This is a genomic window from Neisseria sp. P0008.S004 (assembly GCF_051962755.1).
GTDB lineage: Bacteria > Pseudomonadota > Gammaproteobacteria > Burkholderiales > Neisseriaceae > Neisseria > Neisseria subflava_A.
In genome coordinates this window covers 156,849-170,397 of the sequence record NZ_JBQCUZ010000004.1, presented here as the reverse complement: position 1 = coordinate 170,397, position 13,549 = coordinate 156,849, and the positions used below count along the sequence as shown (strand labels likewise).

The 13,549-nt window shown below is 45.9% G+C and carries 16 protein-coding genes, 1 tRNA gene and 1 pseudogene; 11 read left to right on the top strand and 7 right to left on the bottom strand.

All coding sequences use genetic code 11. The features are described from left to right. Nucleotides 1-52: 52 nt before the first annotated feature. Complete coding sequence (locus ACTHSW_RS05885) at nucleotides 53-496, bottom strand: META domain-containing protein (RefSeq protein WP_070461795.1); 444 nt, start codon at nucleotides 494-496, stop codon at nucleotides 53-55. Nucleotides 497-566: 70 nt separating this feature from the next. Next, complete coding sequence (locus ACTHSW_RS05880; protein ID WP_070461793.1) at nucleotides 567-1,724, bottom strand: trans-sulfuration enzyme family protein; 1,158 nt, start codon at nucleotides 1,722-1,724, stop codon at nucleotides 567-569. 178 nt (nucleotides 1,725-1,902) lie between these two features. Between ACTHSW_RS05880 and folE2 the strand changes: the two genes are divergently transcribed. Together folE2 and dsbD are read left to right on the top strand one after the other, a co-directional pair. After that, nucleotides 1,903-2,676, top strand: a complete 774-nt coding sequence (gene folE2 / locus ACTHSW_RS05875) for a GTP cyclohydrolase FolE2 (RefSeq protein WP_070461792.1) — start codon at nucleotides 1,903-1,905, stop codon at nucleotides 2,674-2,676. Nucleotides 2,677-2,894: 218 nt separating this feature from the next. Further along, the gene (gene dsbD, locus ACTHSW_RS05870; RefSeq protein ID WP_070461789.1) at nucleotides 2,895-4,700 is read left to right on the top strand and encodes a protein-disulfide reductase DsbD; all 1,806 of its coding nucleotides are present in this window, start codon (nucleotides 2,895-2,897) and stop codon (nucleotides 4,698-4,700) included. 60 nt (nucleotides 4,701-4,760) lie between these two features. Here dsbD and ACTHSW_RS05865 read toward each other — a convergent pair whose 3' ends face one another. Next, a complete protein-coding gene (locus ACTHSW_RS05865; RefSeq protein WP_070461787.1) occupies nucleotides 4,761-5,933 on the bottom strand; it encodes an alpha-hydroxy acid oxidase in 1,173 nt (390 codons plus the stop codon). Between the two features lie 359 nt (nucleotides 5,934-6,292). On the opposite strand from ACTHSW_RS05865, the gene iscR reads away from it, so the two are divergent. The 8 genes from iscR (at nucleotide 6,293) to iscA (ending at nucleotide 10,806) form a co-directional block, all read left to right on the top strand. Continuing rightward, on the top strand, nucleotides 6,293-6,739 hold the full coding sequence (iscR, locus tag ACTHSW_RS05860; RefSeq protein WP_003746476.1) for a Fe-S cluster assembly transcriptional regulator IscR: 447 nt from the start codon (nucleotides 6,293-6,295) through the stop codon (nucleotides 6,737-6,739). Nucleotides 6,740-6,790: 51 nt separating this feature from the next. After that, entirely contained in the window at nucleotides 6,791-8,005 is a 1,215-nt protein-coding gene (locus ACTHSW_RS05855) for an IscS subfamily cysteine desulfurase (protein ID WP_070461785.1), read from the top strand. A gap of 106 nt (nucleotides 8,006-8,111) precedes the next feature. Next, the gene (locus ACTHSW_RS05850; RefSeq protein WP_225905478.1) at nucleotides 8,112-8,534 is read left to right on the top strand and encodes a hypothetical protein; all 423 of its coding nucleotides are present in this window, start codon (nucleotides 8,112-8,114) and stop codon (nucleotides 8,532-8,534) included. Nucleotides 8,535-8,538: 4 nt separating this feature from the next. Further along, nucleotides 8,539-9,141 (top strand): Fic/DOC family protein, encoded by a 603-nt coding sequence (locus ACTHSW_RS05845; protein ID WP_070461783.1) that lies wholly within the window; start codon nucleotides 8,539-8,541, stop codon nucleotides 9,139-9,141. 190 nt (nucleotides 9,142-9,331) lie between these two features. After that, nucleotides 9,332-9,460 (top strand): hypothetical protein, encoded by a 129-nt coding sequence (locus tag ACTHSW_RS05840; protein ID WP_256388723.1) that lies wholly within the window; start codon nucleotides 9,332-9,334, stop codon nucleotides 9,458-9,460. A gap of 68 nt (nucleotides 9,461-9,528) precedes the next feature. Continuing rightward, entirely contained in the window at nucleotides 9,529-9,915 is a 387-nt protein-coding gene (gene iscU, locus ACTHSW_RS05835) for a Fe-S cluster assembly scaffold IscU (RefSeq protein ID WP_070461780.1), read from the top strand. 256 nt (nucleotides 9,916-10,171) lie between these two features. Beyond that, a complete protein-coding gene (locus ACTHSW_RS05830) occupies nucleotides 10,172-10,417 on the top strand; it encodes a recombinase RecA (protein WP_070461779.1) in 246 nt (81 codons plus the stop codon). A 68-nt stretch (nucleotides 10,418-10,485) separates the two neighbouring features. After that, entirely contained in the window at nucleotides 10,486-10,806 is a 321-nt protein-coding gene (gene iscA, locus ACTHSW_RS05825; RefSeq protein ID WP_063075834.1) for an iron-sulfur cluster assembly protein IscA, read from the top strand. Here the strand turns inward: iscA and ACTHSW_RS05820 are convergent. Next, nucleotides 10,766-10,988: pseudogene (locus ACTHSW_RS05820) on the bottom strand (alternative ribosome-rescue factor A). The gene iscA and the pseudogene ACTHSW_RS05820 sit on opposite strands and share 41 nt — an antisense overlap. A 79-nt stretch (nucleotides 10,989-11,067) precedes the next feature. Between ACTHSW_RS05820 and hscB the strand changes: the two are divergent. Beyond that, on the top strand, nucleotides 11,068-11,568 hold the full coding sequence (hscB, locus tag ACTHSW_RS05815; RefSeq protein WP_070461776.1) for a Fe-S protein assembly co-chaperone HscB: 501 nt from the start codon (nucleotides 11,068-11,070) through the stop codon (nucleotides 11,566-11,568). A gap of 108 nt (nucleotides 11,569-11,676) precedes the next feature. Here hscB and ACTHSW_RS05810 read toward each other — a convergent pair whose 3' ends face one another. The 3 genes from ACTHSW_RS05810 to ACTHSW_RS05800 all read right to left on the bottom strand — a co-directional run bounded on the left by ACTHSW_RS05810 (nucleotide 11,677) and on the right by ACTHSW_RS05800 (nucleotide 13,549). Continuing rightward, the gene (locus tag ACTHSW_RS05810; protein WP_070461775.1) at nucleotides 11,677-12,249 is read right to left on the bottom strand and encodes a 50S ribosomal protein L25/general stress protein Ctc; all 573 of its coding nucleotides are present in this window, start codon (nucleotides 12,247-12,249) and stop codon (nucleotides 11,677-11,679) included. Nucleotides 12,250-12,314: 65 nt separating this feature from the next. Beyond that, nucleotides 12,315-13,298, bottom strand: coding sequence for a ribose-phosphate pyrophosphokinase (locus ACTHSW_RS05805; protein WP_107723665.1), 984 nt, complete (start codon nucleotides 13,296-13,298; stop codon nucleotides 12,315-12,317). Nucleotides 13,299-13,474: 176 nt separating this feature from the next. Beyond that, a tRNA-Gln gene (locus ACTHSW_RS05800) sits at nucleotides 13,475-13,549 on the bottom strand.

Sequence of the window (13,549 nt, the reverse complement as noted above, 5' to 3'; positions counted from 1 at the left end):
ATAAAGATTCAAAAGGCCGTCTGAAATATTTATTTTTAGACGGCCTTTAAGATTATTCACGGCGCAAACGGATACTGATGCCTTTTTGTTCCAAAATCAAATCGTTACCGTCAAAACGATAGTTCCACACGCTTTGTTTACGCAAAAACGCATCTTCCAGCTTCATGTCTTCACACAGCATCATACTTACCGCAATATGGCCAAAATCAATTTTGTCCGAACCAATCGTATTGGCTTGGAACATCATACCGTTACACCCCATCTTGCCATACGCCTTAGGCATTTTGCTGAAATCCAAATAGGCGTTTTTATCTGCCAATTCTTTTTCAGTGAATTTATTGAAAGCGACAACACGCCATTTGGCGGCTAAAGTAGGTTGCGCAGCTTGTTGAGTTTGTACCTGCACTTTAGAGGCTTGTTCAGGCTTAGATGCTGAAGGAGATGTACAAGCTGCCAAAACTACCATACTTATCAATGCGCCGAATAATGTTTTCATATCTATTCCTTATGTATTACTAAAGGCCGTCTGAAAAACTATTTACCTCCAGACGGCCTTTACGCCTTATTTACAAAGTCGTATCCAATGCTTTGGAAATATCGTTCCAAATATCGTCCACATCTTCAATACCGACAGAGAAACGCAGCAGGCCGACTTTGATGCCCATTTCCATTTTCACATCATGCGGCACGCCGCTGTGGGATTGGGAATAGCAATGGTTGACCAGACTTTCCACGCCGCCGAGGCTGGAAGCCATTTTGACCAGTTTCATGTTTTTAATCACGCTATTGGCCGCTTCACGCGTGTCGTTTTTGAGATAAACCGTAACCACGCCGCCGATGCCTTTGGGCATTTGTGCTTGGGCGAGTTCGTAATGTTCGTGCGACGGCAGGCCGGGATAGAACACTTTTTCAATGGCAGGATGGGCTTCCAAACGGCGTGCGATTTCGAGTGCGTTTTGGCAATGGGCGTTCATGCGCAAGGCCAGCGTTTTAATACCACGCAACACCAGCCAACAGTCCATCGGACCTGCAATCGCGCCGGTATGAACCATCATGTCGTGCAAAGGCTGAGCCAGCTCTTTGGTTTTGGCAACGACTACACCCATCAATACGTCGGAATGGCCACACAAATATTTGGTTGCGGAATGGAACACAAAATCACAGCCCATATCCAACGGCTGTTGCAAATACGGCGTAGCAAAAGTATTGTCGATACCGACCAGCGCACCGGCTGTTTTGGCTTTTGCGGCAAGCGCTTTGATGTCTACCAAGCGCAAAAGCGGATTGGACGGCGTTTCCAGCCAAACCAGTTTGACATTGTGTACTTTGAGCAACTCGTCCAAATTATCCGGATTTCCCAAATCGGCAAAAACAACGTTTACACCCCATTTTTGATAAACATCGACCAATAAATCATAAGCGCCGCCATAAATATCGGCGACGGCGACAATGGTATCGCCCGGGCGCAGGAAAGTGCGCCACACGGCATCAATCCCCGCCATGCCGCTGGAAAACGCAAAACCGGCCGCACCATGCTCCAAATCGGCAACGGTATCTTCCAAAACCTGACGGGTCGGGTTGCTCAGGCGCGAGTAGCGGTAAGGCACATTTTCGCCAATCTCGTGCAACGCAAACATACTGTTTTGATAAATCGGCGGCATCAGCGCACGGTTGTGTTCGTCGCAATCGTAGCTGGAATGAATGGCTTTCGTGGCGAATTTCATTTGGTCTCTGCCTATATAGATGTGAATAATCGAAGATTTTATCACTATCTGAAAAATAGAAACAATCAATGCAGGCGGATAAAGCAAGTGATATAATCTCGCATTTGCAAATCGGCCGACACGAGCCGATTCCCTCCACACGCATCTCAACAATCCTATCATGAAGGACATACCACGCATGAACGCCATTGCAGACGTGCAATCCAGCCGCGATTTACGCAACCTGCCGATTAATCAGGTCGGCATCAAAGACCTGCGCTTTCCAATCTCCCTCAAAAGCAAAGAAGGCGAACAATCCACCGTCGCCCGCCTGACCATGACGGTTTTCCTGCCTGCCGACCAAAAAGGCACGCATATGTCGCGCTTTGTCGCCCTGATGGAAAAACAAACCGATGCTTTGGATTTCGATACGCTGCACAAACTGACTGCCGACATGGTTGCCCTGCTGGATTCCCATTCCGGCAAAATCAGCGTTTCCTTCCCGTTTTTCCGCAAGAAAAGCGCGCCGGTCTCCGGCATCCAATCGCTGCTCGACTATGATGTTACCCTGACCGGCGAAATCAAAAACGGTACATACAGCCACAATCTGAAAGTGATGGTTCCGGTTACTTCATTGTGTCCGTGTTCCAAAGAAATTTCCCAATACGGCGCGCACAACCAACGTTCGCATGTGACGGTCAGTCTGATTGCAAACGCAGATGTAGGCATTGAAGAAATCATCGATTACGTCGAAGCACAAGCAAGCTGCCAGCTCTACGGTTTGCTCAAACGCCCTGACGAGAAGTATGTAACGGAGAAAGCATACGAAAATCCGAAGTTTGTCGAAGACATGGTTCGTGATGTGGCCACTGCGCTGATTGCCGATAAACGCATCGAGTCGTTTGTTGTCGAAAGCGAAAACTTCGAATCGATACACAACCATTCCGCTTACGCTTATATCGCTTATCCGTAAAAGCCGAGCCGAATAGAAACAAAGGCCGTCTGAAAGTTTCAGACGGCCTTTGGCATAGATTGAACGATAACATGAGACTATCGGTCATATATGGGCAACCCTATTTCGATATAATTCAAAAGCATTAGATTTCTCTCGCAATATTTAACATAAATTAAGCCGTTTATTTTTTCCATCATTTATAATGACGGTTCCTCAACGGCATCTCCGTAGATACTATGAAAAAATTCCTTTATTTCCTCATTGCATTTTTAGGCTTGAGCAGCTTCGCATTCGCAGTAGATGCCAATGATTTGCTGCCTCCAGAGCAAGCCTTTGTACCTCAAGTCAATGTAACCGATCAAGGCATCAGCGTGCAGTTCAAAATCGCTGACGGCTACTATATGTACCAGTCCAAAATCGTTGCAGCGACCAATCCTGACAAAGTCTTGGCCGAACCCAAATTCAGCAAAGGCGAAGAAAAAGAAGACGAATTCTTCGGCAAACAAACGGTTTACCACCATACCGCACAGGTTGACCTGCCTTACAAACAAGCCGCGCCGCAATACAAACTGACGCTGACTTATCAAGGCTGTGCCGAAGTGGGTGTGTGTTATCCGCCTGTGGACACCGAGTTTGACGTAAAAGGCAACGGGGTTTACCAGCCTCAAAGCGACGAGCCGGTTTCTGCCAAAGACCGCTTTTTGCAACCATCCGCCTCTTCAGACGGCCAAATGCCCGCCCAACCCAGTACAAACAATCCCGACAGCAGCCGCTTCAAGCTCTCTTGGGATACTTTAAACGCTAACCTATTGGCGTTTTTTGTCGCAGGTTTGGGCTTAAGCTTTACCGCCTGTATGTATCCGCTCCTGCCGATTGTTTCCAGCATTGTCGTAGGCGATAAAAAAGCCGGAAAAGGCCGCGCGTTCACCTTGTCGATGGTATATGTACAAGGTTTGGCATTGACCTATACCTTGGTTGGCGTGATTGCCGGTTTGACAGGCGCGCTCTTGACCGTATGGCTGCAACAGCCTTGGGTTGTGCTTGCCGCTGCCGCATTGATGGTGGTACTGGCCCTGTCTATGTTCGGCCTCTTCAATATCCAACTGCCAAACTCCGTCCAATCCTATTTCCAAAACCAAAGCAACAAACTCTCCGGCGGCAAAATCATTTCCGTTTTCATCATGGGTATTTTGTCCGCCCTGATTGTCGGCCCTTGCGTTGCGCCTCCACTGGCATTTGCTCTGGGCTATATCGGCCAGACCGGCGATGCCGTATTGGGTGGCCTTGCGCTCTATACATTAGCACTCGGCACAGGCGTACCGCTAATCATCATCGGCACATTCGGCGGTCATATCCTGCCCAAAGCAGGCGACTGGATGAACGGCATCAAATACGCATTCGGCTTTATCTTACTGGCCGTTGCCGTATACCTTGCCACACCGCATCTGCCTTACTTCGCAGTAGTCGGCCTCTACACCTTGCTGATGATTGTTCCCGCCCTTATGCTTTTGGCAAAATCTGGCAAACAAAAAGGCCGTCTGAAAACAGTTGCCGCCGTATTGGGCTTTTTACTGCTGATTGGCGGCTCATGGTTTGGCTGGCAAAGCTTTAATAAACAAACCACTGCCCTGCACCACTTCTTAACGTTGGTTCCGCCATCCGAAGCCGGACAAGAAACCGACCACGGCAAGATGTTTACTGATGTCGGCGAACTCAAAGCCGCTATGGATGCCGCCTTGAAAGCCGATCCAACCAAGCCCGTGTTGATTGATTTCTACGCCGACTGGTGCGTATCCTGCAAAGAAATGGCCGCCTACACGCTCAACCAACCGCAGGTACACGAAGCAGTCGATATGCAGCGCTTCTTCCAAATCGACGTGACCGCTAACACTCCCGACCATCAGGCCTTACTGAAAGAATACGGCCTCTTCGGCCCTCCGGGCGTGTTTGTTGTCCGCGCCGACGGAAGTCATAGCGAAGCCTTATTAGGCTTTGTCAAACCCGATGCCTTTATCGAATGGTATCGCAAAAACGAGAAATAGCCGTCTATAAAAAGGCCGTCTGAAACAGTTTTTCAGACGGCCTTTTCTTATGTTCAGAAATTAAAATTCATCTTGATGCCAACGCGTAGAACGCAAAATGCTGGAATCCACATCTTGAATATTGCGATGACCGGTAAACGCCATGGAAATATCCATTTCTTTATACAGGATTTCCAGCGCACGGGTTACGCCTTCTTCACCATACGCACCCAAACCATACAGGAACGCCCGGCCAATCATCGTACCTTTCGCACCCAAAGCCCAAGCCTTCAAAATATCCTGACCGCTGCGGATACCGCTGTCCATCCAAACCTCAATGTCGCTGCCTACCGCGCTGACCACATCAGGCAAAGCCTTAATGGCAGACACGGTATCGTCAAGCTGACGGCCGCCATGATTGGAAACGACCAATGCGTCCGCACCGCTTTTCGCTGCCTTTTCCGCGTCTTCAGGTTCCATAATGCCTTTGATAATCAGCTTGCCGCCCCACAAATCTTTAATGCGCGCCACATCGTCCCAGCTCAGACGCGGGTCGAATTGTTCGGAAGTCCATGAAGACAGCGAAGACAAATCGCCCACGTTTTTCGCATGACCGACAATATTACGGAAGGTACGGCGTTCCGTGTTCAGCATTTTCATGCACCATTCGGGCTTAGTCGCCAAATTGATTAAATTGGCGATGGTCGGTTTCGGTGGCGCAGACAGGCCGTTTTTGATGTCTTTGTGGCGCTGACCCAAAACCTGCAAATCGGCAGTCAATACCAAAGCCGAACAATTAGCATCCTTCGCACGCTTAATCAGGTTTTCCATAAACTCGCGGTCGCGCATCACATAAAGCTGAAACCAAAACGGCGAGCTGGTGTTTTCAGCCACATCTTCAATCGAACAAATGGACATGGTTGACAGCGTAAACGGAATACCGAATTTTTCAGCCGCACGTGCCGCCAAGATTTCGCCGTCAGCGTGTGCCATGCCCGTGAAACCGGTCGGCGCAATCGCCACCGGCATTTTCACATCCTGACCGATCATTTTAGTCTCAAGGCTGCGTCCTTCCATATCAACCAATACTTTTTGACGAAAACGGATGTCTTTAAAATCCGAAGTATTTTCACGATAAGTGGTTTCCGTCCAAGAGCCTGAGTCAATATAGTCATAAAACATACGCGGCATTTTACGTTTGGCAACAAGGCGCAAGTCTTCGATACAGGTTATTTTGCTTAAATCACATTTCATTGTCGATTGCCTCTGTTCAAGTAAAGATGGATGGTCAAGGCCGTCTGAACATTTCAAACACCTCATTATTTTACTCCATCAAAACAACTAAATTTTAAGAATAATTTTGATAATCTATATCACTATCAATATTAAATCAAAACATTTTAACCCTGCCATCCGTAGGGTTGATAGCCTTTTTTCAGATGGCCTCAAGTCCAAATTACAGAAAAATAAAGAAAATATTTTCCGATTTAAAAATTAACCCATGCCACCATTTAAACAAACAATCAAACCGAGCCACCACATACTTGACTGAAACACTCAGATATTAGACAATTCCCTCCACTAATAAAAACGCCCACACAGGCAACCACACCATGAGACTGACTACCAAAGGGCGATTTGCAGTAACCGCCATGATAGATTTGGCGATGAACGCGCAAACCGGCGCTGTCAAACTCAGTGCCATCAGCGAACGACAAAGCATATCGCTCTCCTACCTCGAACAATTATTCAGCAAGCTGCGCCGTGCCGGATTGGTTGAAAGCCTACGCGGCCCAGGCGGAGGCTACATCCTTGCCGCTCCCGCCGAGCAAATCAATATTGCACAAATCATCTCCGCAGCCGAAGACCGACTGGATGCCACACAATGCGGCAGCAAAGCAAACTGCCACCACGGCGCCCCCTGTCTGACCCATGACCTTTGGGAGAACTTAAACAAAACCATCAATGATTACCTCAGCGGCGTTACGCTGCAAAGCATCATTGAACAAAAAAACTGCAGCGACAGCAGTCATGTCGTTACCTTTACACACATTCATTAAACCGACTTGCGGCAAAGACCGCAGGCAGATGACCAAACGAAAGAGCAAACCATGACCGTCAAAACCCCCGTATACCTCGACTACGCCGCCACCACTCCCGTTGACCGCCGCGTTGCCGAAAAAATGATTCCCTACCTGTCCGATATTTTCGGCAACCCAGCCTCCAACAGCCACAGCTTCGGCTGGGAAGCAGAAGAAGCCGTAGAAAAAGCACGTGCAGACATTGCTGCCCTGATTAACGCCGACTCTAAAGAGATTGTTTTTACCAGCGGCGCAACCGAGTCCAACAACCTCGCCATTAAAGGCGCGGCGCACTTCTACAAATCTAAAGGCAACCACCTCATCACCGTAAAAACCGAGCACAAAGCCGTGCTCGACACCATGCGCGAACTCGAACGCCAAGGTTATGAAGTGACTTATCTGGACGTACAAGAAAACGGCTTAGTTGATTTAGACGTACTGAAAGCCGCCATCCGCGAAGACACCATCCTTGTTTCCGTCATGTGGGTAAACAACGAAATCGGCGTGGTTCAAGATATTCCTGCCATCGGCGAAATCTGCCGCGAACGCAAAATCATTTTCCACGTTGACGCAGCACAAGCATGCGGCAAAGTGCCTGTCGACGTTGACGCAGCCAAAGTTGATTTGTTGTCTATGTCCGGCCACAAAGTATACGGCCCTAAAGGCATCGGCGCCCTGTATGTACGCCGTAAACCACGCGTGCGTCTCGAAGCCCAAATGCACGGCGGCGGTCACGAACGCGGTTTCCGTTCCGGCACATTACCGACCCATCAAATCGTCGGCATGGGCGAAGCCTTCCGCATTGCCAAAGAAGAATTGGCACGAGACACTGCGCACTACTTGAAACTGCGCGATATCTTCCTCAAAGGTATCGAAGGCATTGAAGAAGTCTACATCAACGGCGACCTCGAACACCGCGCTCCGAACAACCTAAACGTCAGCTTCAACTTCGTCGAAGGCGAAAGCCTGATTATGGCAGTGAAAGAACTCGCCGTATCCAGCGGCTCCGCCTGTACTTCCGCAAGCCTTGAGCCAAGCTACGTTTTACGCGCACTCGGCCGCAACGACGAATTGGCACATTCCTCCCTGCGCATCACCTTCGGCCGCATGACCACCGAAGAAGAAGTGCAGTTTGCGGCAGAACTGATCAAATCCAAAATCGGCAAACTGCGCGAACTGTCGCCGCTGTGGGAAATGTTCAAAGACGGGATTGATTTGAACTCGATTGAATGGGCAGCGCATTAAGATTGATGTCAAACAAAGGCTGTCTAAGAAAGTGAGTCTGATTTTTGAATACAGTAAAACACTTTTTATAGACAGTCTTGTATGCTATTTTCATAGAAAGAATACCATGAAAGTTAAAATTATTAATTTGCCAAATGGTTATAAACGTATTATTTATGGAAAATATTTTGAACAATTTGACTTAGATTATGAACAAGATTTAGACGTATTAAAAAAAGATATTGAATTTGCTTTATCTGTTATTGAATACAATCGATCTATATTCAATAAATTCTCTTCCTTATTTAAGAGTAAAAACATTTTTGTTTATCAAGGAGGACATCATCTTGATATTATTGATCGTGATAAAGGAAGTTTGGAATGGTTAACTATTGAAGATCATTGGACAAAAGATGTTGATGATATCACTGGTTCATGGAAAATGGAGAATTTAGAAATTAGTCGACAAACTCAATATGCAATGCAACTTCTAAAGATTGGTAAAACAAATATTGAGAAAGAAATAAGAAAAATTAAACAAAGGTTCTAAAAAAATGAGTAAATACGGTGGTGAAGACATAATCTATATGAATGATGGTGTATTTAGAAATAAATTAGCCATTCAAGATCCACTTAAATTAGAAAAGGTCGAAAGAGACATTTCTGCTATTTCCGCCCAAAATCTGCTTTTGCAACCCATTACAGGCAATTTCGATTTGGCGCATTTACAGACCATTCATCGCAAACTGTTTGGCAATGTTTATGATTGGGCAGGAGAAATCCGGCGAATTGATATTTCCAAAGGTAATACCCGATTTGCCAATTTTGCTTTTATCGAAAACGAAAGCCGTACACTTTTGGAGAAGCTGCAAAGCGAAAACTATTTGCGGGGGTTGGATAAAGATAAATTCGCCGAGCGTGTGGCCTATTATTTGGGCGAGTTGAACGTCCTACATCCTTTTCGTGAAGGAAACGGCAGAACATTGCGCCTGTTTATGACGCAATTGGCAATGAAAAACGGTTTGCAGATACATTGGCAAAATATCTCTGCCGAACAAATGATTCAAGCCTGTATTCAGGCATACCATGTCGATAGCAGCTTATTGGCACGCCTAATTTTAGAAAATTTAGAACAATCGTCTTTTTCAGACGACTAAAACATCAACAAACCACGATATTTTAAGCAAGCGTAGGTTGGGTTGGAAACCCAACGAGTCTATTAAAGCGCCTGAAATGTTGAGTTTAATAACCCAACCTACCTATAAATAAAAAAAGGTCGTCTGAAAATCCCCAAAGGCCTTTTCAGACGACCTAAAAGCCACCACATTAGAATCAAGGATACAACCCATGAACGAACAAGAAATCGACCTCGACAATCTCGACAACCTGCTCGAAGATTTTGACGACGTTACCGTAGAAGGCGGCGTTGATTCAGAGAATGATGACGGCTGCGAAGGCGGCGCATGCAAAATCTAAACTTCAGGCCGTCTGAATATTCGTAAACAAACCATTTACACCACTAAAAACACAAAGGAAACCACATCATGGCATACAGCGATAAAGTAATCGACCACTACGAAAACCCCCGCAACGTCGGCACTTTCGACAAAAACGACGAATCTGTCGGTACCGGCATGGTCGGTGCTCCGGCCTGCGGTGACGTAATGCGTCTGCAAATCAAAGTAAACGATGAGGGTATTATCGAAGATGCAAAATTCAAGACTTACGGCTGCGGCTCCGCCATCGCTTCTTCCAGTCTGATCACAGAGTGGGTTAAAGGCAAAAGCCTTAACGATGCACTGGCAATCAAAAACAGCGAAATTGCCGAAGAGTTGGAATTACCTCCAGTTAAAATCCACTGCTCCATCTTGGCTGAAGATGCGGTAAAAGCGGCCGTTGCAGACTATCGCAAACGTCAGGAAAACAAATAACCGGATTTAACGAACCCTTATCGGCAGGTGCCCAAGATTCCCGGCGAATCTTCGAGAAAAGCAAATCTAATGGTTTCCCCCCTCTTCTTTTGTGAGACAAAACCAACTGTACAGAAACTTAATCGTTTTGAAGTTGCTACCAAGTTTGGGATTACCTGCCAATCTATCCCCTCTCCCCACGGGAGAGGGTTAGGGAGAGGGCAATAAGCTACAGCTTATATTTAGTCGTTATACCTGCAAAATCAAAGAAGACGATATGCCTTTTACTGATAAAGAAGTCCAATCCCTACTTGCTGTCAAAGGCATAGGTAAAACCATATTGCAGCGTTTGCAGCAAATGGGATTGGATGATATTGCCACTTTGGCGGTTGCGGATTTAGACGATATTTTGGAACAGGGCGCACAATTGACCGGCTCGACCTGTTGGAAAAACAGTCCGCAGGCAAAAACTACCATTGCCACCGCAATAGAGTGGGCAAAACAGCGTTTTCAGACGGCCTGAAAATCAAGAGGCCGTCTGAAATAAAAAGCAGACAAAACAGAAAATGATTGCGAAATGAGGAAAAAAGCATGATTACCATCACAGAAAACGCAGCCAAACACATCAACGGCTACTTGACCAAACGCGGCAAAGGCTTGGGCGTGCGCTTGGGTGTCAAAACCAGCGGCTGCTCAGGCATGGCATACAACCTTGAATTTGTCGATGAAGTGAACGAGGATGACCTGATTTTTGAAGAACACGGCGCACGAGTTTATATCGATCCGAAAAGCTTGGTTTATCTAGACGGCACGCAAGTTGATTACACTAAAGAAGGTTTGCAGGAAGGTTTCAAATTTGAAAATCCAAATGTCAAAGACTCTTGCGGCTGCGGTGAGAGCTTCCACGTTTAAAATATAAAAAATGGCGGGAAAGTATCAAAACCATCCCGCCATTTTTTGGCTTCTTGCCTATTATAGCTACCCTTGCCTTTTCTTTTTCGTTCTACTTTGTGTCGGAACAAATCAGATTTGACTAAGGCTTTTAAGGTATTGTCTCGTATTTTGCCTTTATTGTGTTGCACCTTACCGGTCATATTGTTTTCCTTTCATATAAACAGTTTCCGGATTATATCGTAAAATAATCCTCTTCTTTAGATTTTTTCCTTTAATATCATGTCTCAATACTTCAACCTCTTCCAGCTTGAGCCATCTTTCAATATTGATACCGAAGCACTCGAACAAAGCTATCGGGCTTTAGCTGCCCGATTTCATCCTGATAAATTTGCTTCTGCTTCAGCTTTTGAGCAGAAACAAGCCGTTATGATGTCTTCTACAATTAATGATGCCTACCGCACATTAAAAAGTCCTATTGATCGGGCTGCTTATCTCTTGAAAAGCCAAAATATCGATGCTGATGCACCTGAACACACTTCGTTTTCACCAGAATTCCTCATGCAGCAAATGGAATGGCGGGAAACATTGATGGATGCACAAATAGAACAAAACCATGATGCCATCCGGGCACTGGATCAAGAAATTCAAGAAGTACAAAGCAGCCTATATCAAGATTTACAACAAGCATTTGAACAACAGGATTATGAATCAGCCGCACAATGGGTACGGCATGGCCGCTTTCTTAATAAACTTCGCAATGAAATTGCTTCAATTTTATAAAGTACATATGCTGTTACGTTTACCCAAGTTTTATAACAAATGATTTTATATGTAAAACAAAAACCGTATCAGATAAATCTGATACGGTTTTCTTATATTAACTACCGATTAGCGTTTTTTACCGGTAACAGTAGCAACAGCCAGGTTTTCATTACGTTTCAGGGAAACGCTTTCAACACCTTCTGGCAATTTGACGTCTGACAAGTGCAGAATGTCGCCGGCAACTACTGATGCACAATCCAACTCCAAGAAAGCAGGAATGTTTGCAGGCAAAGCAACTACTTCAACAGAAGTGTTCAACAGAGATACGCGACCACCTTGCAATTTAACAGCTTGAGAGTTTTCAGCGTTAACAATGTGCAGAGGAACACGGATGCGTACAGGTTGATCAGCTTTTACAGCTTGGAAGTCGATGTGTTGAACTTCGCGACGGAATGGGTGCATTTGGAAGTCACGCACGATAACGTCTTTAGTTTCACCGTTCAAAGACAGTTTAATCAAAGCAGTATGGAAAGATTCTTTTTCCAATGCGTAGAATACAGTTTTGTGGTCTACAGCGATAGCAACAGGCTCTTGACCTTCACCGTACAGGATGCCAGGGATTTGGCCTTCGCGACGAAGGCGGCGGCTCGCACCAGTGCCTTGGGCTTCGCGAACAGAGGCTTGAATTTCGTAAGTCATGTTTAATACTCCAATTTAGATAAAATCGTCGTCATCGGCCGCGACCAGCTTAAGACGACATCGGGTTATGGCAGCAACATGCCGCCAGTCATCACATCTTCATTGAAAAGATATGAGACAGATTCTTCATTACTGATACGGCGTACCGTTTCAGCCAGCAAACCGGCAATAGTAACTTGACGGATGCGTTCACATTTTTTAGCTGCTTCAGACAACGGAATCGTATCTGTCACAACTACTTGGTCAATTTCGGAAGAAGCAATTCGATTCACTGCTTCACCGGAGAATACTGCATGGCTGGCGTATGCCAGTACACGATCTGCACCGCGCTCTTTCAGGGCAACGGCTGCTTTACACAAGGTGTTTGCTGTATCGATCATATCATCTACGATCAAGCAAGTACGGCCTTGAATATCGCCAATAATGTTCATCACTTCAGCCACATTGGCTTTAGGACGACGTTTGTCGATAATCGCCAAATCAGCATTTAAAGATTTAGCAACAGCACGTGCACGTACAACACCACCAATGTCAGGGCTGACAACAGTCAGGTTCTCAATGCGCTGTTGTTTAATATCGTTCAACAAAATCGGGGTAGCGTAAATATTATCTACCGGAATATCGAAGAAACCTTGAATTTGATCAGCATGCAAGTCAACAGTCAATACGCGGTCGATACCTGCTGAGTACAACATATTTGCCACTAATTTAGCAGAAATCGGCACACGGACAGAGCGAGGACGACGATCTTGACGCGCATAGCCAAAGTAAGGAATCGCGGCAGTAATACGCCCGGCAGAAGCACGTTTGAGTGCATCGGCCATAGTCAAAATTTCCATCAGGTTGTCATTGGTTGGCGCACAGGTAGGTTGCAAAATAAACACATCGCGACCACGCACATTTTCCAACAATTCAATGGCTACTTCGCCATCAGAGAATTTGGAAACGGTGGCTTCACCGAGTGAAATATCCAAATGTTTGACAACACGTTGCGCCAATTCCGGATTTGCATTACCGGTAAACACCATTAAACTGTCATAAGCAGCCATATCTTCACCTGATTCTAGATTTGATTTACGCGCAGAAAACATTACGCTTCCCTTTGCCCTATATCTAAGACACTAATTACGCGATTATACGCGTAAAGACGGGTAAAAAAAAGTTTTTCAGCGTTATTTTGCTCTTAGCGTAAAAAAGCGTGTAAGAGAACTTACACGCTTTTATTTGGCTGGGGAGGAAGGATTCGAACCTTCGCATGCTGGAATCAAAATCCAGTGTCTTAACCGCTTGACGACTCCCC